Source organism: Neisseria sp. HMSC067H09, assembly GCF_001814135.1.
GTDB lineage: Bacteria > Pseudomonadota > Gammaproteobacteria > Burkholderiales > Neisseriaceae > Neisseria.
Genome location: NZ_KV814901.1, coordinates 35,083 through 59,497, shown reverse-complemented (window position 1 = coordinate 59,497; position 24,415 = coordinate 35,083). Strand labels below are relative to the sequence as shown.

Annotated in this window: 21 protein-coding genes; 6 read left to right on the top strand and 15 right to left on the bottom strand. The window is 51.6% G+C overall.

Translation table 11 applies throughout. The features are described from left to right. Positions 1 to 117: 117 nt before the first annotated feature. From pgmB to HMPREF2954_RS05200, 3 genes are all read right to left on the bottom strand, one after another. Positions 118 to 783: a beta-phosphoglucomutase gene (gene pgmB / locus HMPREF2954_RS05210; RefSeq protein ID WP_045074129.1), complete on the bottom strand. Its 666-nt coding sequence runs from the start codon at positions 781 to 783 to the stop codon at positions 118 to 120. Between the two features lie 12 nt (positions 784 to 795). Continuing rightward, on the bottom strand, positions 796 to 3,054 hold the full coding sequence (locus HMPREF2954_RS05205; protein ID WP_045074128.1) for a glycoside hydrolase family 65 protein: 2,259 nt from the start codon (positions 3,052 to 3,054) through the stop codon (positions 796 to 798). Positions 3,055 to 3,176: 122 nt separating this feature from the next. Further along, a complete protein-coding gene (locus tag HMPREF2954_RS05200) occupies positions 3,177 to 4,529 on the bottom strand; it encodes an SLC45 family MFS transporter (protein WP_045074127.1) in 1,353 nt (450 codons plus the stop codon). Positions 4,530 to 5,077: 548 nt separating this feature from the next. Between HMPREF2954_RS05200 and mgtE the strand changes: the two genes are divergently transcribed. Then, positions 5,078 to 6,532, top strand: a complete 1,455-nt coding sequence (gene mgtE, locus HMPREF2954_RS05195; RefSeq protein WP_045074126.1) for a magnesium transporter — start codon at positions 5,078 to 5,080, stop codon at positions 6,530 to 6,532. 469 nt (positions 6,533 to 7,001) lie between these two features. Here mgtE and ppk1 read toward each other — a convergent pair whose 3' ends face one another. Both ppk1 and HMPREF2954_RS05185 read right to left on the bottom strand, forming a co-directional pair. Further along, entirely contained in the window at positions 7,002 to 9,059 is a 2,058-nt protein-coding gene (ppk1, locus tag HMPREF2954_RS05190) for a polyphosphate kinase 1 (protein WP_070689034.1), read from the bottom strand. A 375-nt stretch (positions 9,060 to 9,434) separates the two neighbouring features. Next, positions 9,435 to 11,111 (bottom strand): formate--tetrahydrofolate ligase, encoded by a 1,677-nt coding sequence (locus HMPREF2954_RS05185; RefSeq protein WP_045074119.1) that lies wholly within the window; start codon positions 11,109 to 11,111, stop codon positions 9,435 to 9,437. Between the two features lie 228 nt (positions 11,112 to 11,339). On the opposite strand from HMPREF2954_RS05185, the gene HMPREF2954_RS05180 reads away from it, so the two are divergent. From HMPREF2954_RS05180 to prmA, 5 genes are all read left to right on the top strand, one after another. After that, a complete protein-coding gene (locus HMPREF2954_RS05180) occupies positions 11,340 to 12,095 on the top strand; it encodes a class I SAM-dependent methyltransferase (protein ID WP_141755638.1) in 756 nt (251 codons plus the stop codon). A gap of 547 nt (positions 12,096 to 12,642) precedes the next feature. Continuing rightward, the gene (gene accB / locus HMPREF2954_RS05175; RefSeq protein ID WP_045074114.1) at positions 12,643 to 13,104 is read left to right on the top strand and encodes an acetyl-CoA carboxylase biotin carboxyl carrier protein; all 462 of its coding nucleotides are present in this window, start codon (positions 12,643 to 12,645) and stop codon (positions 13,102 to 13,104) included. Positions 13,105 to 13,174: 70 nt separating this feature from the next. Further along, the gene (locus tag HMPREF2954_RS05170; protein ID WP_003741645.1) at positions 13,175 to 13,366 is read left to right on the top strand and encodes a YqaE/Pmp3 family membrane protein; all 192 of its coding nucleotides are present in this window, start codon (positions 13,175 to 13,177) and stop codon (positions 13,364 to 13,366) included. Between the two features lie 35 nt (positions 13,367 to 13,401). Next, positions 13,402 to 14,763 carry an acetyl-CoA carboxylase biotin carboxylase subunit gene (gene accC / locus HMPREF2954_RS05165; protein ID WP_003757186.1) on the top strand — a complete coding sequence of 454 codons (1,362 nt, stop codon included), beginning with the start codon at positions 13,402 to 13,404 and terminating at the stop codon, positions 14,761 to 14,763. 297 nt (positions 14,764 to 15,060) lie between these two features. Next, complete coding sequence (prmA, locus tag HMPREF2954_RS05160) at positions 15,061 to 15,948, top strand: 50S ribosomal protein L11 methyltransferase (protein WP_009312777.1); 888 nt, start codon at positions 15,061 to 15,063, stop codon at positions 15,946 to 15,948. 225 nt (positions 15,949 to 16,173) lie between these two features. Here the strand turns inward: prmA and HMPREF2954_RS05155 are convergent, their stop codons facing one another. From HMPREF2954_RS05155 to HMPREF2954_RS05110, 10 genes are all read right to left on the bottom strand, one after another. Next, a complete protein-coding gene (locus HMPREF2954_RS05155) occupies positions 16,174 to 16,797 on the bottom strand; it encodes a nuclease-related domain-containing protein (RefSeq protein ID WP_045074110.1) in 624 nt (207 codons plus the stop codon). Positions 16,798 to 17,305: 508 nt separating this feature from the next. Then, positions 17,306 to 17,731, bottom strand: a complete 426-nt coding sequence (locus HMPREF2954_RS05150; RefSeq protein WP_003741652.1) for a F0F1 ATP synthase subunit epsilon — start codon at positions 17,729 to 17,731, stop codon at positions 17,306 to 17,308. 10 nt (positions 17,732 to 17,741) lie between these two features. Continuing rightward, on the bottom strand, positions 17,742 to 19,139 hold the full coding sequence (atpD, locus tag HMPREF2954_RS05145; RefSeq protein WP_003760432.1) for a F0F1 ATP synthase subunit beta: 1,398 nt from the start codon (positions 19,137 to 19,139) through the stop codon (positions 17,742 to 17,744). 38 nt (positions 19,140 to 19,177) lie between these two features. Then, a complete protein-coding gene (gene atpG / locus HMPREF2954_RS05140) occupies positions 19,178 to 20,053 on the bottom strand; it encodes a F0F1 ATP synthase subunit gamma (protein WP_045074107.1) in 876 nt (291 codons plus the stop codon). A 24-nt stretch (positions 20,054 to 20,077) separates the two neighbouring features. Then, positions 20,078 to 21,625 (bottom strand): F0F1 ATP synthase subunit alpha, encoded by a 1,548-nt coding sequence (atpA, locus tag HMPREF2954_RS05135; protein ID WP_003760437.1) that lies wholly within the window; start codon positions 21,623 to 21,625, stop codon positions 20,078 to 20,080. A gap of 10 nt (positions 21,626 to 21,635) precedes the next feature. After that, entirely contained in the window at positions 21,636 to 22,169 is a 534-nt protein-coding gene (locus HMPREF2954_RS05130; protein WP_045074105.1) for a F0F1 ATP synthase subunit delta, read from the bottom strand. A 4-nt stretch (positions 22,170 to 22,173) separates the two neighbouring features. Next, positions 22,174 to 22,644, bottom strand: coding sequence for a F0F1 ATP synthase subunit B (locus HMPREF2954_RS05125; protein WP_003760441.1), 471 nt, complete (start codon positions 22,642 to 22,644; stop codon positions 22,174 to 22,176). A gap of 71 nt (positions 22,645 to 22,715) precedes the next feature. Then, complete coding sequence (atpE, locus tag HMPREF2954_RS05120) at positions 22,716 to 22,949, bottom strand: F0F1 ATP synthase subunit C (protein ID WP_003760443.1); 234 nt, start codon at positions 22,947 to 22,949, stop codon at positions 22,716 to 22,718. Between the two features lie 51 nt (positions 22,950 to 23,000). Continuing rightward, entirely contained in the window at positions 23,001 to 23,867 is an 867-nt protein-coding gene (gene atpB, locus HMPREF2954_RS05115; RefSeq protein WP_045074102.1) for a F0F1 ATP synthase subunit A, read from the bottom strand. Next, a complete protein-coding gene (locus tag HMPREF2954_RS05110; RefSeq protein WP_045074100.1) occupies positions 23,857 to 24,210 on the bottom strand; it encodes an ATP synthase subunit I in 354 nt (117 codons plus the stop codon). The genes atpB and HMPREF2954_RS05110 overlap by 11 nt, the downstream gene beginning before the upstream one ends. Positions 24,211 to 24,415 lie beyond the last annotated feature (205 nt).

Genomic DNA, 24,415 nt, shown 5'->3' with positions numbered 1-24,415 from the left:
TTGTCCTGATTTAAATTTAATCCACTATATTTTTCCAATGAGAAAGGTCGTCTGAAAACCAAAATTCAGGTTTTCAGACGACCTTTTTACTTCCTTAACAACTTTACCTGACGCGTTTTACCTGCCCGACTGTGCCCACACGTTTTGCAGGTAGGCGTAGGTCAGCTCGGCGGTGCCGGACACCAGCGCGATGTCGCTGCCCAAGTCTTCGGCTTTGCCCACGCCGATGGGCAAGGCGCCGGAAGCTTTGATGGCGGCGACACCTGCGGCGGCGTCTTCGATGCCGATGCAGTGGCGGATGTCTGCGCCCACGCCCTCGGCGGCGGCGAGGAAGATGTCGGGGGCGGGTTTGGAATGCGCGACGGCGGCAGGGTCGGCGACGGCGTCGAAGAAGTGGGTCAGCCCCATGCGTTCCAGCAGGAACGGGCCGTTTTTACTGGCGGACGCGAGGGCGATTTTTTTGCCGTTTGCCCTCAATGCTTCCAGCAGCGGCAAAATGCCGGGGTACACGTCTTCGGGTTTGACTGCCTGAATCATCTCGACGTAGTTGTCGTTTTTGCGGCGGGTCAGTTCGGCGAACTCGGCTTCGCCGACGGTTTTGCCGCCGTGCGCGAGGATGCGTTTGAGCGAATCGTCGCGCGACACGCCTTTGAGCTGCTCGTTAAACTTGCGGTCGATGCTGATGCCCAGTTCTTCGGCGAGCTTTTTCCATGCGCGGTAGTGGTATTCGGCGGTGTCGGTGATGACGCCGTCGAGGTCAAAGAGGACTGCGGTGAAAGTCATTTTGCGCCCTCCTTATTTTTCCAACGCGACGGTGTGGCTGCCGTTGAGCGTGATGTCTTTGCCGTACACCTGCAAATCGAGCGGCTCGCCTTTGAGCAGGGTGAAGACGACGTTTTCTTTGCCGACGGCGACTTTAATCAGACGGCCGCGGTAGTTGATGTGGAAGGCGTAGCCTGTCCACGCACTCGGCAGGAACGGGGCGAAGCTGAGTTTGCCGCCCCAAGTTTTCATTTGGGCGAAACCTTGGACGATGGCGAGCCACGAGCCGGTCATGGAGGTGATGTGCAGGCCGTCTTCGGTGTCGTTGTTGTAGTTGTCCAAGTCCAAGCGGGCGGTGCGCTGGTACATTTCCACGGCTTTTTCTTCTTTGCCCAGTTCGGCGGCAAGGATGGCGTGGATACAAGGCGACAGCGAGCTTTCGTGCACGGTCATCGGTTCGTAGAAGTCGAAGTTGCGGCGTTTTTCGTCCATGTTGAAACGGTCGCCGAAGAAGTAGATGCCTTGCAATACGTCCGCCTGTTTGATGAAGGGTGAACGCAGGATTTTGTCCCACGACCATTTCTGGTTGAGCGGCAAATCGTCGGGCGAAAGCGCGGACACGGGGCGGATGTCTTTGTCGAGGAAGCCGTCGTGCTGCACGAATACGCCGAGTTCTTCGTCATGCGGACGGTACATATTCGCGCTGATGTCCGCCCATTTTTCCAGCTCGGCGGCACTCACATTCAAATCCGGACGCGGATATTTCGCCAAGGCTTCGCGGGTGTAGTCCAATACCCATGCGGCGAGGGTGTTGGTGTACCAGTTGTTGTTGATGTTGTTTTCGTATTCGTTCGGGCCGGTTACGCCGTGAATCATGTATTTGCCGTTGCGTTTGGAGAAGTGGACGCGGTCCGCCCAGAAGCGGGACACTTCGACCAAGACTTCCAAGCCTTCTTTGGCAAGATAGCTTTCGTCGCCGGTGTAGTTGGTGTAGTTGTAGATGGCGTAAGGAATCGCGCCGTTACGGTGGATTTCCTCGAAGGTGATTTCCCATTCGTTGTGGCACTCAATGCCCGTAAACGTTACCATCGGATAGAGTGCGCCCGCCAAGCCCTGTTCGCGCGCGTTGTGTTGCGCCTGCGGCAGTTGGTTGCGGCGGTATTGCAGCAGGTTGCGGGTAACTTCGGGTTCCGCCAGTGCGAGGTAGAGCGGCACGGCGTAGGCTTCGGTGTCCCAATAGGTCGCGCCGCCGTATTTTTCGCCGGTAAAGCCTTTCGGGCCGATGTTCAGGCGCGCGTCTTCGCCGTAGTAGGTGGAGAACAGTTGGAACAGGTTGAAGCGGATACCCTGCTGCGCTTCGTCGCTGCCTTCGATGACTACGTCGGCGATTTCCCAACGGTGCAGCCAGCCTGCTTTGTGCGCGTCCAGCAAGGTTTCAAACGCAACGCCTGCGATTTTTTCCGACAAGGCGCGGCCTGCGGCTTTCACCGCTTCCAAGCCCTGATAATCGCGGCTGGTGGTAACAATCACGCGTTTTTCAAAAGTTTCGGGCGTACTGCCGACTTCGGCTTCGAAAGAATTGGAGACCTGCCAGTCGGTTTGGCTGCCACCGAGGGCTTTGAAGCTGCCGGCGAAGGTTTGCTCGGCGTTGACGATGAATTGCTCTACGCCGAAGGGATTGGCGACGGTTTGGGTGGCAATGTAGGAGCGGTCGTCTGAAACGCCCTTGTCCAATACCTGCCAGAATTTTTCTTCGTAGTTGGAGTCTTCGTTTTTCACGTCGGCGTCGATGATGGAATCGATGCGGACTTGGTGGGTTTTGCCGTCAACGGATACGGCTTCCCAGCGGATGACCGCCAGCTCTTTTTGTGCAACGGACAGGAATTTGCACACATCGAAACGCACGCCGAATACGGTGAACGAGCGGCGCAACACGCCGTGCTGCATATCGAGTTCGACGGAGAAGCCGGCAACGTCGTTTTTCGCCAAGTCCACTTCCTGCCCGTCGACAAAGATTTTAACTTTGCTGAAATTGAGCGCGTTGATGGCTTTGCCGAAATATTTGGGGTAGCCGTTTTTCCACCAGCCGACGCGGGTTTTGTCGGGGAACCACACGCCGGCGATGTAGGTGCCCAAGTGGCTGTCGGCAGAATAGGTTTCCTCAAAGCTGCCGCGCATACCCATATAGCCGTTGCCCAAGCTGGTCAGGCTCTCTTGCAGCCGTTTGTGTTCTTTTTCCAGTTTTGCCGAACGCAGCGTCCAAGGGCTGACTTCCATGATTCTTGTATACATCGTAAAGCTCCTGTTTTGATGGTTTTATGGCAAACCGTTTTGAAATACGGTTCGTCTTACTTAAATCAAATAAAGCGTCGGCAGAAGTTTCAGACGACCCTCCTGCCGATAAATGAAGAAAATTATGCGCCGCCGTGTGTTTCTTTAATCAGGAACACGGAAAACGCGCCCAGCAGCAGGACGACGCCCCCTACCAAGAACATATTGGCCTGCAAACCGCCCATCATCGGGAACAACATGAAGCTCAACAGCGAAGCAACAATCTGAGGCATACAGATGGAGCCGTTGAACAAGCCCAAATAAGTGCCCATATGCTTGCCCGACAAGGCGTTGGTTACAATCGTCAGCGGATAAGTGATGATGCCCGCCCAAGCAATACCGATTAAGATGTAAGACAACACCAGCGCGTATTGGTTGCTGATGAAGAATACGGAGAAAAAGCCGAGCGCGCCCAAAGCCAGGCAGCTGAAATAACCCGCCTTAAGGTATCGGTTGGGGATTTTCGCCAATACAAACGAACAAATCACCGCCGCAACCGACTGCACCGCCGCCAATACACCGTACCAGTTGCCCGCTTCCTGATAGCCTACGGAAGACGCATCGGTCGTGTGCCAGACGTTTTCCGCAATCGCGCCAGCGGAATAAGTCCACATATATTGGAAAGCGAACCAGCAGAAAAACTGCACCAGAGTGACCGTCCAAAACGCTTTAGGCGCGGTTTTCAAGAGTTCGAACCAGTTGGCTTTTTCCTGATTTGCCGCCACGTCGATGCCGTGGTAGCGGGCGTAGGTTTCCGGATCGTATTCCTTCACTTTGAAAATCGTGAACGCGCTGGTAATCACCAACAACGCCGCGCCCACATAAAACGCCACGACCACGGTCTGCGGTACGACGCCTTTCTCGGCAGTATTCGCCAAACCGATATACGCAAACACAAACGGCAGAATCGCCGCCACAACCGCGCCCGTATTCGCCAAGAAGCTCTGAATCCCGTAGGCGTAGCTTTTTTGCTCCTCATTGACCATGTCGCCGACCATCATTTTAAACGGCTGCATCGCCATATTCGACGACACGTCCAACAGCGCAATCATCAGCGCGCCGAACGACAAAGCCGCCAGCGACGCATAACCGAAACCGAAGCTGCCCGAGTTCGGCATCAGAATCATCACAATGACCGCAATCAGCGTGCCGTAAAGCAGATACGGTAGACGGCGGCCGCCCAAGCGCGGCTTCCATGTGCGGTCGGAGTAATAACCGACAATCGGCTGCACCAGCATCCCCGCCAACGGCGGCAGGATAAAGAACCAGCCGAGGCTGTGCGGGTCGGCGCCGAGCGTCTGGAAGATGCGGCTCATCTGCGAGCTTTGCAGGGTAAAGGCCGTCTGAACGCCGAGAAAACCGAAACTGAGCATCCAAATCGTGCTTTTCGGCAGCGAGGGCAAGCCCTGCCGCGTGGGTTGCGTATTGTCCGACATGAGGTAGTCCTTTCGTTTTTTTGTAAAGAAAGCAATAAAACCATTTAAGCATTGACCCAAACCAGCCCTATTCGTTCATTTATCTTTACAATCGGGCGTTCGAAAAATTAAGGAAGGGGTCGTCTGAAAGCGTAGTTCTGATAAGCACGGGAAAGCGTCATGTTGCCCGTACGCAAAATTTCCCCATTCTATCCACGACGGCGGCAAACAGACAACCGTTGCACGTCCCAAACCTGTCTTACATCAAACATAACGGCAAACTTTCTTTTCCCCTATTTACAGAACACATTCCCTGCCTTTTGCCCGAAAAAGAGGAAAATCCCCACAGACAGTTTTCAGACGACCTTTTTCAATTCACCGTTTAAAATAGTAAACCGCCCTAAAACAGGGTAAAATACGCTCCGTTTCCAACACGACGCCTGAATCAGCAGGCTTTTATTATGGACCTTCCCAGTTCGTTTTTACTGAACTTCCCTTCCGGTTTATCCCGAAATACACGATAACCATCCCGCCGAAATGCCCTCCCGCATCCGGCGGGCGGAGCATTTATGAGCATCGAACAAACCCCTCCGAACCTTGAAAACGACGGTATTGAAAGCGACGTAGAGCGCGTTTCCGCCGATTTCGACCGTATCCACGCGCTGTGCGAAATCCTCTCGCCCGCCTTCCCGCAGATTGAGGAAGGTGTGCCGATTGAAGACGAGGCGTTGCGCGACAAATTTACCGAGCTGACCGTCCTTTTGAACGAGCTGCACCCTGCCGACGTGGCGGCGGTGTTGGAATCGTTACCGCCGCGCGAGCGTAATATCGTCTGGCTTCTGGTTACGCCTGAAGACGACGGCGAAGTGTTGCTGGAAGTCTCCGACGCGGTGCGCGAAACGCTGATCGAGTCGATGGACAAAGACGAGCTGTTGGCGGCGGTCGATGACTTGGACGCGGACGAACTGGCGGAGCTGGCGGGCGATTTGCCGCACCAAGTGGTCTATGAAGCCTTGCAGACGCGCGACGAGGAAGAGCGCGCCCAAGTCAAGGCGGCGATGTCGTATGAAGACAATCAAGTCGGTGCGATTATGGACTTCGAGTTGGTCAGCATCCGCGCCGACGTTACTTGTGAAGTGGTGCTGCGTTACCTGCGCCGCTTCGAGAGCCTGCCCGACCATACCGATAAGATTTTCGTGGTTGATGAAAACGACATCCTGCAAGGCGTGCTGCCCATCCGCAAACTTTTGGTTGCCGATCCCGAAGACTTGGTGGCGGACGTGATGGCGACCGAAGTCGTGCGCTTCCGTCCCGAAGACGACGTGGAAGAAGCGGCGCAGGCGTTCGAACGTTATGACTTGGTTACCGCGCCCGTGGTCGATGAAAACAAAAAGCTCATCGGCAGGATTACCATCGACGAGATGGTGGACGTTATCCGCGAAGAATCGGAAGCAGACATGTTGAACATGGCGGGTTTGCAGGAAGAGGAAGATTTGTTTGCGCCTGTCTGGGATTCGGTAAAAAACCGCTGGATGTGGCTTGCCGTCAACCTCTGTACCGCCTTTCTCTCCAGCCGCGTTATCGGCGCGTTTGAAGGCAGTATCGAAAAAATCGTCGCACTCGCCGCGCTGATGCCCATCGTTGCCGGTATCGGCGGCAACTCCGGCAACCAAACCATCACCATGATTGTCCGAGCGATGGCGATGGGGCAGTTGACAGGAATGCAGGCGGGACGGTTGTTGAAAAAAGAAGTCGGCGTCGCCTTAGTCAACGGTATCATCTGGGGAACGGTCATGGGCGTGGTGTCATGGCTGCTGTACGGCAGCATCGGCATCGGTTTGGTGATGGTCGCCGCAATGACGCTGAACCTCTTGCTTGCCGCTTCGGTCGGCGTACTCATCCCCGTCATCATGGATAAATTCGGACGCGACCCTGCCTTGGGCAGCTCGGTGCTGATTACGGCGGTAACGGATTCCGGCGGTTTTCTGATTTTCTTGGGGCTGGCAACGGTGTTTTTGCTGTGAGGTCGTCTGAAAAGCGGATGGGAAAGATAAAAGGTCGTCTGAAACCATGTGATTACGGGTTTCAGACGACCTTTTTAAACTTTTATAGTGGATGAGCGTGAGTCCGAGAGAATTAAGCAACTTTCCCCTTAAATACAAAAACTTTTCCTGACAGGTAGGTTTGGCGGGGCGACGAGTAGGGCGCTGCGATACCTGCCGCGGATCGTAGCGTGGGCTTTGCCCACGAAATCGATGGTTTGGTTTCCGAGTCGGGCGATAAATAGTGTTGTTTTTTTCGTGGGCGAAGCCCACGCTACGGCTGGGTGTGGATAGGTCGTCTGAAACCCTATCTTTAAGTATTTCAGACGACCTTTTATAGTGTATGAACCTAAAAATCACCCATTCCGTTATTGCCGTGCAGGCACGGTTCGAATCCTTCTGCCTTCATGAAATATTCAAAGACGGCCTTCATTTTAATACCGCCCTCGCTTTATCTGCCGTACATTTCCCACAAGCTTTCTTGCAGGCTGAATGCGGGTTCGCCGTTTTCGGGGCGGGCGCGGATGTAGCTGCCGTCGGGCTGCATCAGCCAGGCGCGGGTGTTGTCTTGCAATGCCATTTCGATGCCTTCGCGGATGACGCGGGCTTTGAGTTCGGGTGTGAAAATCGGGGTGGCGACTTCGATGCGGCGGAAGAAGTTGCGCCCCATCCAGTCGGCGCTGGAGATGAAGGTGTCGTCCGCGCCGTTGTTGTGGAAGCAGTACACGCGCGAGTGTTCGAGCTGTCTGCCGATGATGGAGCGGACGCGGATGTTTTCAGACAGGTCTTTCACGCCGGGGCGCAGGGTACACATGCCGCGCACGATGAGGTCGATTTGCACGCCTGCGCTGCTGGCGCGGTAGAGGGCGTCGATGACGCTCGGCTCGATCAATGAATTCATTTTGGCGCGGATGCGGGCGGGCTTGCCTGCTTTGGCGTGTTGGATTTCGCGCTCGATGCGGTCGATGACCATTTTGTGCAGGGTAAACGGGCTTTGGTAGAGCTTGTTCAGACGACCCGGTTTGCCCAAGCCTGTGATTTCCATAAAGATGGTGTTCACGTCGGCGGTGATTTGGTCGTCGGCGGTGATGATGCCGAAGTCGGTGTAAATGCGCGATGTGCCTTGGTGGTAGTTGCCGGTGCCGAGGTGGGCGTAGCGTTTGAGCGCGCCGTTTTCGCGGCGGATGACGAGTGCCATTTTGGCGTGGATTTTGTAGCCGAATACGCCGTAAACGACGTGTGCGCCTGCATTTTCAAGCTGTTGCGCCCAGTTGACGTTGTTGGCTTCGTCAAAACGCGCCATGAGTTCGACGACGACGGTCACTTGTTTGCCGGCAAGGGCGGCTTTCATCAGGGCGCGGACGAGTTCGGAGTTGCTGCCGGTACGGTAGATGGTCATTTTGACGGCAAGGACGGCGGGGTCGGCGGCGGCTTCGCGTATCATGTGGACGACGGGGTCGAAGGACTGATACGGATGGTGCAGCAGGATGGGCGACTGTTTCGCCAGTTTGAAAATGGAGCCGTTCTTGCGCAATGCTTTCAGACGACCTGCCCCGCGTGCGGGAAACTTGAGGTCGGGACGGTCAACCAAATCGGGCACGGCATTAAGGCGCACGAGGTTGACCGGGCCTTTGACTTGGTAAAGCTCGGCGGGGGTGAGTTTGAACTGGGCGAGCAGGAAGTCGTGGATGTGGGGCGGGCAGGTGTCGGCGACTTCGAGGCGCACGCCGTCGCCGTATTCGCGGTCGTGCAATTCGTTTTGAATCGCGGCGCGCAGGTTTTTAAGGTCTTCTTCATCGACGGTCAGATCGCTGTCGCGGGTGAGGCGGAACTGGTGGCAGCCTTTGACCGTCATGCCGGGGAAGAGTTTGCCGACGTGGGCGTGCAGGATGGAGGAAAGGAAGACGAAGCCGCTGCCGCCGTCGCACAATTCGGCGGGTAGGGGGACGACGCGCGGCAGGATGCGCGGGGCTTGTACAATCGCCATGCCGGAGGGGCGGCCGAATGCGTCCGTACCTTCAAGTTCGACGGCGAAGTTGAGCGATTTGTTCAGCGGGCGCGGGAAGGGGTGCGACGGGTCGAGTCCGATGGGGGTAAGGATGGGCAGCAGTTCGGCATCGAAATACTGCTCGATCCATTTCTGCTGCCCTGCCGTCCAGTTGCGGCGGCGGTAGAAATGGATGCCTTGTTTGCCTAGTTCGGGCTGCAAGACTTCGTTGAATAGGCGGTATTGCTCCTGTATCAGCGCGTGCGCTTCGGCGGCGACGGCGGCGATGGTTTCGGACGGCGTGGTGCCGTTGTCCAAACGCTCGTGCGGATTCATTTTTTGCGCACGTTTGAGCCATGCCATGCGTACCTCGAAAAATTCGTCGAGATTGGAAGAGACGATGCACAAAAACCGCAAACGTTCCAAAAGCGGCACGTTTTCATCCTGCGCCTGCGCCAAAACGCGGCGATTGAAAGCGAGCAGGCTCAGTTCGCGGCAGAGGATGCGGTTTTGTTCGGGCATGGTGTTCTCCTGAAGCGGGTGGGTCGGACAGTTAATTGGGAAGTATAGCGCGTTTCGGACGGGCGGGGCAGTGGTGCGGGATGGGCGGGCGGTTGGTAGGGCGGGAGGTCGTCTGAAAAGACAGATTCACTATAAAAGCAAACGCATTTACAAAAGCAGGGCTAAGATGAAAAACCATAAAAATAGTCGTCTGAAAACGAGTGCGGCGGATTTGCTCCGTCTTTTCAGACGACTATTTTCATTAGGGGAGGATTCGCGGGCAAAGCCCACGCTACGGGTTGTCGAGTTTGAGTTGAAACTGTTCCAAATAATATAAGGTCGTCTGAAAACCGTTTTCAGACGACCTTTGCCGTTTTACTTCACTGCCGACTCAAATTAGAACAAGCCGTGGATCACGCCGTCTGCGTCTACGTCGATTTTCTCGGCGGCGGGGACTTTGGGCAGGCCGGGCATTTTCATCATGTTGCCGCACAGGGCAACGATGAAGCCTGCGCCGGCGGAAACGGTGATGCCGCGCACGGTGATGCGGAAGCCTTCGGGGCAGCCCAAAAGTTTGGCGTTGTCGCTGAGGGAATATTGCGTTTTCGCCATGCAGACGGGCATTTTGTCCAAGCCCAGTTTTTCCAGCGAGGCGATTTCGGCGGATGCTTCCGCGCTGAAATCGACGTCTTCCGCGCCGTACACTTTTTGGGCGATGGCGCGGATTTTGTCTTTGATGCTCAACTCGACATCGTAGGCGAAGCTGAAGTTATTGGGTTGGTTGTCGATGGCGTTGACGACTTTGCACGCCAAATCCGCGCCGCCCGCGCCGCCTTTGCCCCACACCTCGGTCAGGGAAACTTCGACGCCGTGTTCGGCGCAGGCTTTTTCAATTATGGCCAACTCGGCATCGGAGTCGGACACGAAGCGGTTGATGGCGACGACAACGGGCAGGCCGAATACGTTTTTCAGGTTGGAGATGTGTTTCAGCAGGTTGGGCAGGCCTTTTGCCAAGGCTTCGAGGTTTTCTTCGCCGAGGTTGGCACGTTCTACGCCGCCGTTGTATTTCAAGGCGCGGACGGTGGCGACGACGACGGCTGCGTCGGGTTTCAAACCGGCAAGGCGGCATTTGATGTCGCAGAATTTTTCCGCGCCCAAATCCGCGCCGAAGCCTGCTTCGGTTACGGCGTAATCGGCAAGGTGTTTCGCCAGTCGGGTGGCGGTAACGGAGTTGCAGCCGTGGGCGATATTGGCGAAGGGGCCGCCGTGTACGAAGGCGGGCGTGCCTTCGATGGTTTGCACCAAGTTGGGCTTGATGGCGTCTTTGAGCAATGCCGCCATCGCGCCGTGTGCTTTCAAATCTTTGGCGTAAACGGGGCTGCCGTCTTTGGCGTAGGCGACGAGGATGTTGCCCAAACGCTCTTTCAAATCGCTGATGTCTTTGGCGAGACAGAATACCGCCATGACTTCGGAGGCAACGGTGATGTCGAAGCCGTCGGGACGAATCACGCCGTCAACGGGTTTGCCCATGCCGTCGATGATGTTGCGCAACTGACGGTCGTTCATATCGACCACGCGCCGCCACAGGACGCGTTTGGGGTCGATATTCAACTCGTTGCCTTGGTAGATATGGTTGTCGAGCATGGCGGCTAAAAGGTTGTTCGCCGCGCCGATGGCGTGGAAGTCGCCGGTGAAGTGCAGGTTGATGTCTTCCATCGGCAAAACCTGGGCATAGCCGCCACCCGCTGCGCCGCCTTTAACGCCGAATACAGGCCCCAAAGAAGGTTCGCGCAGGGCGATAACGGCGTCTTTGCCGATGTGGCGCAACGCGTCCGCCAAACCGATGGTCACGGTGGTTTTGCCTTCGCCCGCCGGAGTCGGGTTGATGGCGGTAACCAAAATCAGACGGCCTTGTTTTTGCGGCAGTTTGAACGCTTCGGCAGGATTGATTTTGGCTTTGTAATGGCCGTAGGGTTCGATATTGTCAACGTTCAAACCCAGCTTGGCGGCAATTTCGCCAATCGGACGCATGGTGGAGGATTGGGCGATTTCGGCATCGGTTTTGAAGCTCATGATTTTCCTTTACTGAATGGAGAAAAAGAGGAGGGTCGTCTGAAAGCCCATCGGAAAGACAAACGCTGATGGATTCAAAAGAATTTTAGGCATATTATAGCGTTATCTGAGAATGAATCGCAGTGAAAAATTCGATAGTTCAATAAAAATACAGTTCATATTGTTGACAATTCATAATCAAAGGTCGTCTGAAAAATGTCTGTCCCAAAAGATTTGCACACCCACACCATACCTGCCGTCTATTTCTCCGACACCGCCACCGAACACGCCCGCCGTTTGGCGCAGAAATTCGACCTCCCTGCCCTGCCCTACCCGCCCGACAACGGCGAATACCTGCTTGCCGATGCGGAGGGCGTCAGCTTGTGCCGCGCGGGGGAAAAGGGGCGCGTCCGCGTCGACTTCGGCGGCGGCGCAGCCCAATACCGGCGCACCAAAGGCGGCGGCGAGCTGATTGCCAAAGCGGTCAACCACACAACCAAACCGACCGTCTGGGACGGCACCGGCGGACTCGGGCGTGACAGTTTCGTCCTCGCCTCGCTTGGTTTGAACGTCCACACTTTCGAGCAGCACCCCGCCGTCGCCTGCCTGCTTGCCGACGGCCTCGAACGCGCGCTGCAAGCGCCTGAAATTCAAGACATCGCCCGCCGCATGACTTTCCATTATGGCAACGCCGTCGAATTGATGCGCGAACTCGCCGCACAATCGCGCCCCGACATTGTCTATCTCGACCCCATGTACCCCGAACGCCAAAAGTCCGCCGCCGTCAAAAAGGAAATGGCGTATTTCCACAGCGTCGTCGGTGCCGCCCAAGAAGAAGCCGAGCTGCTTGCCGCCGCCCGCGCCGTCGCCAAAAAACGCGTCGTCGTCAAACGCCCGCGCCTCGGTGAATTTCTCAACTGCGAAAAACCTGCCTACCAATACACGGGCAAAAGCACCCGCTTCGATGTGTATTTGCCCGATCATCCGGTTAAAGACGGGGAATAATTCAAAACGCGAAAAGGTCGTCTGAAAATCAGTTTTTAGACGACCTTTTACCAACGTGACCATAAATCTCTGACCGCACAAACTGTAGCCATTCATTTCCGCATAAGCCAAAAGCCAGAAGGCCAGTCAGTTATTCCCCTCCATAAGAAATTCTCGCCCTTAAATCCCCATTCATATCAAAAGGTCGTCTGAAAACGGGCAAAATGGTTTATCGGCATCCCCACCTGAATTTTCAGACGACCTTTTCCCTTCATAAACCAACAAATTAGAATAAACACTCGTTGAAAAAATACGCATTCGGACGAATTTTCCGAATCTGCCCGTTTTGTTCAAAAACCGCCTTTTTTCGAGATTTTGCTAGACATTTGTCGGCAAGTTCGGGAAAATAGTCAAATTCATTTACGGGGTTTCTGCTCCTGCGAATGCCCTTTATGCAACCCAATACCGTCCGGCTTGCGCCGTTGCCGCAGGCCGGTTGTTTTCTGAAATATCCCGCAACAAACACGGCCGCTTCACGACATTTTGGCCGTATCGTAAAGGAACGAAAATGGATTTGCGCAAGTTAAAAAAACTGATTGATTTAGTAGAAGAATCAGGTATCGCCGAAATCGAAGTTACCGAAGGCGAGGAAAAAGTCCGCATCACCCGCGCCACTGCCGCTCCGGCTCCCGTTTATGCAGCGCCCTCCCATGTAGCCGCGCCTGCTCCTGCACCCGCCGCCGCGCCTGCCGCAGCAGCAGCCCCCGCTCCCGCAGCCCCAGCCGCCCGCGACCTGTCCAACGCGCAAAAATCGCCTATGGTCGGTACGTTCTACCGCGCGCCCGGCCCGAATGCCGCCGCTTTCGTCGAAGTTGGTCAGCAAGTCAAAGCCGGCGATACATTGTGTATCATCGAAGCGATGAAGTTGATGAACGAAATCGAAGCCGAGAAATCCGGCACGGTTAAAGAAATTCTGGTGGAAAACGGTACGCCTGTGGAATTTGGCGAGCCGCTCTTCATCATCGAATAATTCGTTTTCAGACGACCTTCCGGATTGCAGGAAGGTCGTCTGAAATGCTTTCCAACTCAGGATTTCCACCATGCGCCTGCTGTTAGCCATCTTCCTGCCCTTTGCCGTATTCTTCACCATCGGCCGTCCGATTGCGGGCATCATCTGCCTGATTCTCCAATTCACCTTAATCGGCTGGATTCCTGCCGCCATGTGGGCGGTGTACGCGTTAAGTCAATACAAGACCGATGAAAAAATCCGCAATGCGTTGGGCAAAAGGTAACAAGCAGGTCGTCTGAAACCACAGGAAAGGTCATCATGCTGAAAAAAGTATTAATCGCCAACCGAGGCGAAATCGCGCTGCGCGTCCTGCGTGCCTGCCGTGAAATGGGCATCGCCACCGTCGCCGTGCATTCCGAAGCCGACAAAGACAGTCTGCACGTCAAACTTGCCGACGAATCCGTGTGCATCGGCCCTGCCGCTTCCGCACAAAGCTATCTCAATATTCCCGCCATCATTGCTGCCGCAGAAGTTACCGGCGCGGATGCCATCCACCCGGGCTACGGCTTCCTTGCCGAAAACGCCAACTTTGCCGAACAGGTCGAACAGTCCGGCTTCATCTTCATCGGCCCCAAAGCCGAAACCATCCGCCTGATGGGCGACAAAGTTTCCGCCAAACACGCGATGATTGAAGCGGGCGTGCCCTGTGTTCCCGGTTCGGACGGCGCCCTGTCCGACGATCCCGCCGAAATCCTCAAAACCGCCGACAAAGTCGGTTATCCCGTGATTATCAAAGCATCGGGCGGCGGCGGCGGACGCGGTATGCGTGTGGTCGAGAAAAAAGAAGACCTGATCAAATCCGTCGAAATGACCAAAGCCGAAGCAGGCGCGGCGTTCGGCAACCCGATGGTCTATATGGAACGCTACCTGCAACGCCCGCGCCACGTCGAAATCCAAGTGCTCGCCGACGAACACGGCAACGCCATCTACCTTGCCGAGCGCGATTGCTCCATGCAGCGGCGCCACCAAAAAGTCATCGAAGAAGCCCCCGCTCCCTTCATCGACGAAAAAGCCCGCGAAAAAATCGGCAAAGCCTGTACCGACGCCTGCAAACGCATCGGCTACCGTGGCGCAGGTACGTTTGAATTCCTGTATGAAAACGGCGAATTCTTCTTTATCGAAATGAACACCCGCGTCCAAGTCGAACACCCCGTTACCGAGCTGATTACCGGCGTGGACATCGTGCAGGAACAAATCCGCATTGCCGGCGGCCTGCCTTTGCAATACAAGCAAAAAGACATCCACATCGAAGGCCATGCTTTCGAGTGCCGCATCAATGCGGAAGACCCGTACAACTTCATCCCTAGCCCGGGCCTGATTGAAAGCTGCCACCTACCCGGCGGCTTCGGCATCCGCGTGGACAGCCACATTTACCAAGGCTACCGCATCCCGCCTTACTACGACAGCCTGATCGGCAAAGTCTGCGTCATCGGCAAAACCCGCGAGCAGGCAATGGCAAAAATGCGTGTCGCCCTCGCCGAGCTTGCCGTAACCGGCATCAAAACCAATACCCCGCTGCACCGAGATTTGTTCAGCGACCCCGGTTTTGAAAAAGGCGGCGTCAGCATCCATTATCTGGAACACTGGCTGGAAGAACGCAAAGCCAAACAGGACAAATAAAACCGTCCCGCTTGGATAGTCGAAGGTCGTCTGAAAAACCGCATGGCTTTCAGACGACCTTTTTTCAGACAAATTGAAACCTGATTTCGGGTGTACATCAGCGATTGCTGACAAGCCTATAATTATGACTGAGTAAGCCTGTCCGCCGCCATTTCACGCAAGAAAAAAACGTGTTCAGGCAGAAAAACGATTCAATCACACTGTTACGCCAATAGCCGAAACATACCGCAAACGACCAACATCGCGTATTTGACCGCCATTTCCTAATTTCAGACGACCCCACCGAGAAAGCCCACCATGTCCTATCAACAAATCACCATCAACGTCAACGACGCCGTCGCCGAACGCCTCGCCGACGCCCTGATGGAAAACGGCGCACTCTCCGCCGCCATCGAAGACGCCTACGCAGGCACCGAAAACGAACAAGCCATCTTCGGCGAACCCGGTATGCCGACCGAACAAATCTGGCAGCAAAGCAAAGTCATCGCCTTGTTCGGCGAAAACGACGATGCCGCAGCCATGATTCAAGCTGCCAGCCAAGCATGCGGACTGAAAGACTTGGCATACACCAGCGAAATCCTCGCCGACCAAGACTGGGTGCGCCTGACCCAAGCGCAGTTCGACCCCATCCAAATTTCCGAACGCCTGTGGATTACCCCCTCTTGGCACGAAGCGCCCAACAGCAACGCCGTCAACCTCCAGCTCGACCCCGGCCTTGCCTTCGGTACTGGCAGCCATCCGACCACCCGTCTCTGCCTCAAGTGGCTGGACACACAACTCAAAGGCGGCGAAAGCGTCCTCGACTACGGCTGCGGCTCAGGCATCCTGACCATCGCCGCCCTCAAGCTCGGCGCAGGTTCTGCCGTCGGCGTCGATATTGACGAACAAGCCATCCGCGCCAGCAAGGACAACGCCGCACAAAACAACGTCGATGCACAGTTCTACCTGCCCGACGGTTTGCCGCAAGGACAATTCGACATCGTCGTCGCCAACATTCTCGCCAACCCCCTTCGCATGCTCGGCGAAATGCTCGCCGCCCGCACCAAACAAGGCGGCCGCATCGTGTTGTCCGGTCTGCTGGACGAGCAAGTCGAAGAACTCAGCGGCATTTACCGCCAATGGTTCGACATCGAACCCGCCGAAATCGACGAAGGCTGGGCAAGGCTCAGCGGCGTCAAACGCTGATAACGATACGCTCAAACAAAAGGTCGTCTGAAAACCGCTTCAGGTTTCAGACGACCTTTTATGTTCAACCTATAATTTCAAAAACTGCTGTATTACCTACAAATTTTCTGTTTTATAGTGGATTAAATTTAAATCAGGACAAGACGACGAAACCGCAGACAGTACAGATAGTACGGCAAGGCGAGGCAACGCCGTACTGGTTTAAAGTTAATCCACTATACTTTATTAAGCGTGTGATCGAGAACCATTTTGACCAAACACATTATCAAATTCATTACTCTCTAAAATTTCTTTGATTTCAGCAACTTTGTCGTCATTTAAAACGACTTCGCTATATTGTGCAATGTATTCATTGAATTCTGTAGATTCAATGACATTATCCGGCATCATAGTTTGGAATTGGCAATTTCCCGAAAATACGACAACCGAGTAAAACAAACGCGGGCTTAAATCAAGCTGCCGCACTAAAGCTTGGATATAGCGTTGATTCTGTGCCAATGGATTAGGGAAAAGCATCTTGGTTCTATGGAATTTCTGCGTCCACATCCCATCTCCGTTATCCCCCCAAATACGGCCTTGGTAATTCGGTGTAGATACGATAAAAATACCGAATCGTGAAACGTAAACATAATCAATTTGTTCATGTGTTCCTGAAATACGTATATCAAGATGACGGAAAACATGATATGAATTTTCATCCAAGTAGCATTGAGCACGCACATTAACAGCAAAACGGCTGATAAACCGTTTTACTGAATCTTGCTTACTGACAAGCGCAGCCAAAATCAGTATCAGGCTATATCCCGCCATACCTGATACACCATCCCCAAATATGAAATCAAAGTTCATGACAAATTATCCGCAATATGAAATATTTATTTTTTTTCGCAATAGGTTACACATTAATTTATGATAATGTATTTTAAAATTATAACCCAATTAGCATTTTTTACAATAAAAATACCGTTTATGCAAAATAAAAACCTCTTGTCTATAAATTTTGTTGTTTTTTGATTCCAAATAAAATAGCAATCCTCCTAAATAGCCAAACTTTATTCATTATTGGAATAGGCAATAGGTGTCCTTAAAAACAAAAAAGTCGTCTTAAATACATTCAGACGATATTAAAACAACTTTAAAATGCGATAGATCCTTACCAAAATATTTGCTTTATCCTATAAAAACCGTATTCAGTAAACAACCTTTATTGCCGAATCAGAAAAGTAAAATTATGCGCAATAAAGGAATCATTTAAAACTTTTCTATACCATTCGTTACCTAAGATTCTGCCCTGCTAAAAATCATTTATCATAAAAAAGCACGGTAATCAACCGTGCTTTTTGTAAAGCAAATCTGCTTATTTGTTTTTGTGCGAACGAAGATAATCCAAGGTTTTGAGCTGGGCAATCGCTGCGGCCAAGGCTTTGTGTGCTTCAGCCAACGATTTATCGTCTTTGGCTTGAGAAATGCCGGTTTCCGCCGCCTTCTTGGCAGCTTCCGCGCGCTCCCGATCCATCTCGGAACTGCGTACGGCAACATCCGCCAACACAGTAAGTTGGTTGGGCTGCACTTCCAGCACTCCGCCGGACACGGCAACAAGCACTTCTTCGGCTTCGCCCGGCACGGTCAAACGCAATGCACCGGGACGTACCAAACTCATAATCGGCTCGTGTCGCGGATAAATACCGAGCTCACCTTGAACAGTCGGAACCACTACAAAACTGGCTTCGCCTGAATAGATGTTCTGCTCGCTACTTACCACTTCAACTCGCATGATGCTCATGCCGACCTCCTTAGTTTAAGGTTTTCGCTTTCTCGACCGCTTCTTCGATACCGCCTACCATGTAGAAAGCTTGTTCAGGCAGATGGTCGTATTCACCGTTCAAGATAGCTTTAAAGCCGGCAATGGTGTCACGCAGCGATACATATTTGCCGGGAGAGCCGGTAAATACTTCGGCAACGTGGAACGGTTGCGACAGGAAGCGTTGGATCTTACGCGCACGCATCACGGTCAGTTTATCTTCGTCTGACAATTCATCCATACCCAGAATGGCAATAATATCGCGCAATTCTTTGTATTTTTGCAAGGTAGATTGTACGCCGCGAGCTACGTCATAGTGCTCTTGACCCAATACCATCGGATCCAGTTGGCGCGAAGTGGAATCGAGCGGGTCAACTGCGGGGTAAATACCCAAGGAGGCGATATCACGGCTCAATACGACAGTAGCATCCAAGTGAGCAAATGTCGTTGCAGGAGACGGGTCAGTCAAGTCATCCGCAGGTACATATACGGCTTGAATAGAAGTAATGGAGCCTGTTTGGGTAGAGGTAATACGCTCTTGCAAACGACCCATTTCTTCAGCCAATGTCGGTTGGTAACCTACTGCTGAAGGCATACGGCCCAACAATGCGGATACTTCGGTACCGGCCAGGGTGTAACGGTAGATATTGTCCACGAAGAACAATACGTCACGGCCTTTGCCGCTTTCGTCTTTTTCATCACGGAAGTATTCGGCCATCGTCAAACCGGTCAAGGCTACACGCAGACGGTTGCCCGGAGGTTCGTTCATCTGACCGTAAACCATCGCCACTTTGTCCAATACGTTGGAATCTTTCATCTCGTGGTAGAAGTCATTACCTTCACGGGTACGCTCACCCACGCCTGCGAACACGGACAAACCGCTATGTGCTTTGGCGATGTTGTTAATCAATTCCATCATGTTGACGGTTTTACCCACACCGGCACCACCGAACAGACCTACTTTACCGCCTTTGGCAAACGGACACAGCAAGTCAATCACTTTAATGCCGGTTTCCAACAGCTCAGTAGTCGCAGACAGTTCATCAAATTTCGGAGCTGTCTGATGGATGGCACGGTGTTTGTCGGTATCAATCGGACCTGCTTCATCAACAGGCGTCCCCAATACATCGACAATACGTCCCAAAGTGCCTTTACCTACCGGTACTGTAATCGGCGCACCTGTATTGCTTACAGTCATGCCGCGTTTCAAACCATCCGAACTACCCATTGCAATAGTACGGACTACGCCGTCACCCAGAAGCTGTTGCACTTCCAAAGTCAGGCCGTTTGCATCCAATTTCAGGGCGTCGTAAACACGCGGAATGGCATCACGTGGGAACTCCACGTCAACTACCGCACCAATAATTTGTACGATTTTGCCTTGGCTCATTATCGTATCCTAATTTCCTGTTCAGGTTTCAGACGACATTAAACTGCCGCCGCACCTGCTACAATTTCTGACAATTCCGTGGTAATCGCAGCTTGACGCGATTTGTTATATACCAAACGCAACTCTTTAATGGCATTGCCTGCATTGTCGGTGGCCGCTTTCATCGCCACCATACGCGCAGCTTGCTCTGATGCCATATTGTCACTCAATGCTTGATAAACCACAGACTCTAAATAGCGGCGAACCAGATATTCCAACACAGCGATAGGACTTGGCTCATAACGGTATTCCCAACTGAATGAAGAATAACTCTCCTCGTCTTCTATCACATTTTCGCCGATAGGCAGCAGAACCTCCAACCGTGGTTCTTGACGCATGGTATTCACAAAACACGAATATACTAAATGTATTTTATCTAACTCATGCTTCTCGTAACGTTGGAAGATTTCAGTCAATGGACCAAGCAGCAATTCCATTTTTGGGGTATCACCCAAATTAATCGCACTGGCAATAACGTTCAAACCGATATTTTGACAAGCTGCCAAACCTTTACTACCTAAACAGACGACATCAACTTCAATGCCTTGTTCTTGGTATTCTTGGACTTGCGCTAAGAATTTCTTCAAAACATTCGCGTTCAAACCACCGCAAAGACCTTTATCAGAGGTGATTAAAATGAAACCTACCCGACGTGTTTCACGATGAGGTGCCAATAATTTAATACCGTGATCTTCATGGGTTCGCGCCAAATGACTCATAACTGTCCGTACTTTTTCGGCATACGGACGCGCCAAGCGCATCCGTTCCTGAGTCTTCCGCATTTTAGAGGTTGACACCATCTGCATCGCTTTAGTGATCTTTTGAGTATTTTGAACACTACGGATTTTGGTGAGAATCTCTTTTCCGACTGCCATTTCAGACTCCTTTCATTTCAGCTCTTAGGCTTGGTAAGCATAAGAAGATTTGAAAGAATTCATGGCTTCGGTCAATGCTTTTTCACTTTCATCGGACATCGCACCTGATGCATTGATTGCTTCTAAAACACCAGGATGCTGAGTGCGTACAAAGCTCAAAAATTCTGCTTCGAAAGCCAATGCCTTGGATACCGGTACATCTTCGTAAGAACCATTATTAATGGCCCACAAGGTCAAAGCCATTTCAGCTGTATCCAAAGTGCTGAATTGTTTTTGCTTCATCAATTCAGTAACCACTTCACCGTGTTGCAGCTGTTTGCGTGTAGCTTCATCCAAATCGGAAGCAAATTGCGAGAAGGCTGCCAACTCACGATATTGGGCAAGTGCCAAACGGATACCGCCACCCAGTTTTTTAATTACTTTGGTTTGCGCAGCACCACCTACGCGCGATACCGAAATACCGGCATTAATCGCAGGACGGATACCGGCGTTAAACAAGTCGGTTTCCAAGAAAATCTGACCGTCGGTAATCGAAATTACGTTTGTCGGTACGAATGCAGAGACGTCGCCGGCTTGCGTTTCAATAATCGGCAATGCAGTCAGAGAGCCTGTTTTGCCCTTCACTTCGCCATTAGTCAGTTTTTCAACTTCGTGCTCATTTACACGTGCAGCACGCTCCAACAAGCGGGAGTGCAGATAGAAAACGTCGCCAGGATATGCTTCACGACCGGGAGGACGGCGCAGCAACAGGGAAATTTGACGGTAAGCAACAGCTTGTTTGGACAAGTCATCATATACAATCAATGCGTCTTCACCGCGATCGCGGAAAAACTCGCCCATCGTACAACCTGCATAAGGTGCGATATATTGCAGAGCAGCAGCTTCAGAAGCGGTCGCCGCAACCACAATAGTGTGTTCCATTGCACCATGCTCTTCCAATTTGCGTACTACGTTGGCAATAGAAGATGCTTTTTGACCGATTGCAACATAAATACAAATAACGCCCGTACCTTTTTGGTTGACAATAGCATCCAATGCTACGGCTGTTTTACCTGTTTGACGGTCACCAATGATCAGCTCACGTTGACCGCGACCAATCGGAACCATTGAGTCAATGGCCTTCAGACCGGTTTGCATAGGCTGGTCAACTGATTTACGGGCAATTACACCCGGTGCAATTTTTTCGATTGGCGCTGTGGAAGATGTGTTGATCGGGCCTTTACCATCAATCGGGCGACCCAGCGCATCTACAACGCGACCAACCAACTCACGGCCGACAGGTACTTCCAAAATACGGCCGGTACAAGTAACTGTGTCGCCTTCTTTAATATGTTCGTATTCACCCAACACTACGGCGCCGACGGAGTCGCGCTCCAAGTTCATCGCCAAACCGAAAGTGTTACCCGGGAATTCGAGCATCTCACCTTGCATTGCGTCTGACAAGCCATGAATACGAACAATACCGTCTGTTACAGAAATAACCGTACCACGGGTACGTACTTCTGTATTTCCAGACAGATTTTCAATTTTAGCTTTAATCAAATCGCTAATTTCAGCAGGATTAAGCTGCATGAAAACTCTCCTAATTTGTCATAGTCGCATACAGGGCATTCAATTTACCCCGCACCGACAAATCCAAGACCTGGTCACCCACTTCAACTTTGACACCGCCAATTAATTCAGGCGCGACTTCAGTTGTAATCTGCAACTTACTGTCAAAGCGTTTTTTCAATATTTCAGCCAACTCAGCCAATTGATCTTCAGTCAATGGATAAGCACTGTAAATCACAGCGGACTTAGTATGATTGAATGACAAGGTTAAAGCTTGATATTGAGCATAGATTTCAGGCAATACAGGCAAACGTTTTTGCTCTACCAGAACAGTAATGAAATTCTTCAATTCATCACTTTTTAATTCAACGAGTTCGGCAAGTACATTTACCTTTTCAGAAGTATTGATTTCAGGTTGCTCAAGAAAAGAAATTACTTTCTGATTTTGAACAACCGCGGCTAATTCTTCCAGTCCGCCCAACCAAGACTCAATTTGGTTTTTTTCCTGCGCCAGATTAAACAATGCTTTCGCATAAGGTCTGGCAATCGTTGCGAACTCAGCCATAAGATTACAGCTCCTGTTTTAAAGCACTGAGCAGCTGCGCATGTTTTGAAGTATCTACTTCACTGCGCAAAATAGACTCTGCACCTTTAACCGCCAATGCAGCAACCTGTTCACGCAAAACTTCGCGTGCACGATTCATTTCTTGCTGGGCATCAGCTTTAGCTTGTGCTGTAATCCGCACTGCCTCGACAGTAGCTTGCTCTTTCGCTTCTTCTACGATTTTGGCGGCACGTTTTTCGGCGTTTGCTACCATTTCGGAAACTTGGTTACGCCCTTCAGCCAAGAGTTCTGCAACTTTCTTCTCTGCCTGTTCAAAATCGCTCTTACCGCGCTCGGCAGCAGCCAAGCCTTCGGCAATTTTTGCGGCACGCTCATCCAATGCTTTTGCGATCGGCGGCCACACGAATTTCATGGTAAACCAAACCAAACCGAAAAAGACGATGATTTGAGCGAATAAGGTTGCATTAATATTCACGTTAGTTAACCTTCGTACTAGTGTTAATCAAACAGACCGAAGTCTGTACCTAGACGGATCACGCCGTTTGATTATGCACCAAATGGTTTAACGAAGGCGAACAACAGTGCAATAGCCACACCAATCAGGAATGCGGCATCAATCAGACCAGCAATCAGGAACAATTTAGTTTGCAGCGGACCAATCAATTCAGGTTGACGAGCAGAAGACTCCAAATATTTGGAACCGACCATTGCGATACCGATAGAGGCACCCAATGCACCCAATGCTACGATCAAACCACATGCAATTGCTACCAAACCCATTTTTTACTCCTTGAGAAAACAAAGAAAGTTAATGAAAAACTACCTAATAAATTAATGTGCATCATGAGCTTGTCCGATATAGACAAACGCCAAGGCCATAAAGATAAATGCCTGCAGGGTAATCACCAAGATATGGAAAATCGCCCATGCCAATCCGGCAAGGATGTGGAAACCAAACAGAATCGGATCCAACACTTCAACGCTTCCAGATGTCGCCCAAGCGCCACCCAGCAAAGCAATCAGAAGGAACACCAGCTCACCGGCATACATGTTACCGAACAACCGCATACCGTGAGAAACTGTTTTAGAGAGAAATTCGACCAGATTCAAAAGGAAGTTGGCGGGAGCAAGTTTGGCGCCGAACGGAGCGCTGAACAACTCATGAATCCAACCACGGATACCTTTGATTTTGATATTGTAATAAATACAAATCACCAAGACACCGATAGCCAACGCTAATGTGGTATTCAAATCTGCGGTCGGTACAATACGCAACAATGCATGATGGTTACCGGTAATGTTTTGCCATAGCCACGGGAACAAATCGACCGGCAGCATATCCATGGCATTCATCAGGAAAATCCATACAAACAGCGTCAAGCCTAACGGAGCAATGGCTTTTCGAGATTGCTCGTTGTGAATAATGCTTTTGCACATATCATCCACAAACTCAAACAAAATCTCGACGGCAGCCTGAAAACGCCCCGGCACACCCGCCGTCGCCTTCTTAGCCCCACGCAAAAGTAGGAAACTTCCGATTACACCCAACAATACAGAGAAAAATATTGCATCAATATTAATAAAAGAAAAATCAGCAATATTATCCAAGCCTTGTCCCTTAGCGACATCGGAAAGGCTGGTCAAACTTTGCAAGTGGTGCGTGATGTAATCAGTAGCAGTAATTTTGTCACCTGCCATAATGCTTCACTCTCAACAATACTAAAAAAACGAAATGGCTGACACCGAGCAATCCGAACAAGAACGGAAAGAATATCAAAGACTGATGCCAAACTGCGAATACGGCAAGCATCATCACCAGCGACAGCACTACTTTTAAAATTTCCCCGATAATGAACGCTTTACCATGATACAAAGGGTTGCGCTTGGAAAATTTTAAAAGTAAAACTGCGATAGAAGACGGGACTAAATAACAAACTCCCCCTGCGACAGAAGACCAAAATCCATCCACACCCGCAAAAACAGCACTTAATACAGAAATAATTAATAAAACAATGATTTGATAAACTAAAATCTGATTCATGCAAAATTAGGGGGTACAACGGAAATGGTCAAGCGATGCTAGAATATAATGAAGAAGCCTGCACACGTCAAGAGATAGTTAACCTTTGTGAAATAACGCCAGCCACATTTAACAACGTATGTAATTTTTTATTCTATCACAAATTACATTAAATTACAGCCATTATCCAGTAATTCTATTTCAATAAAAAAGTCATCTGAAAACT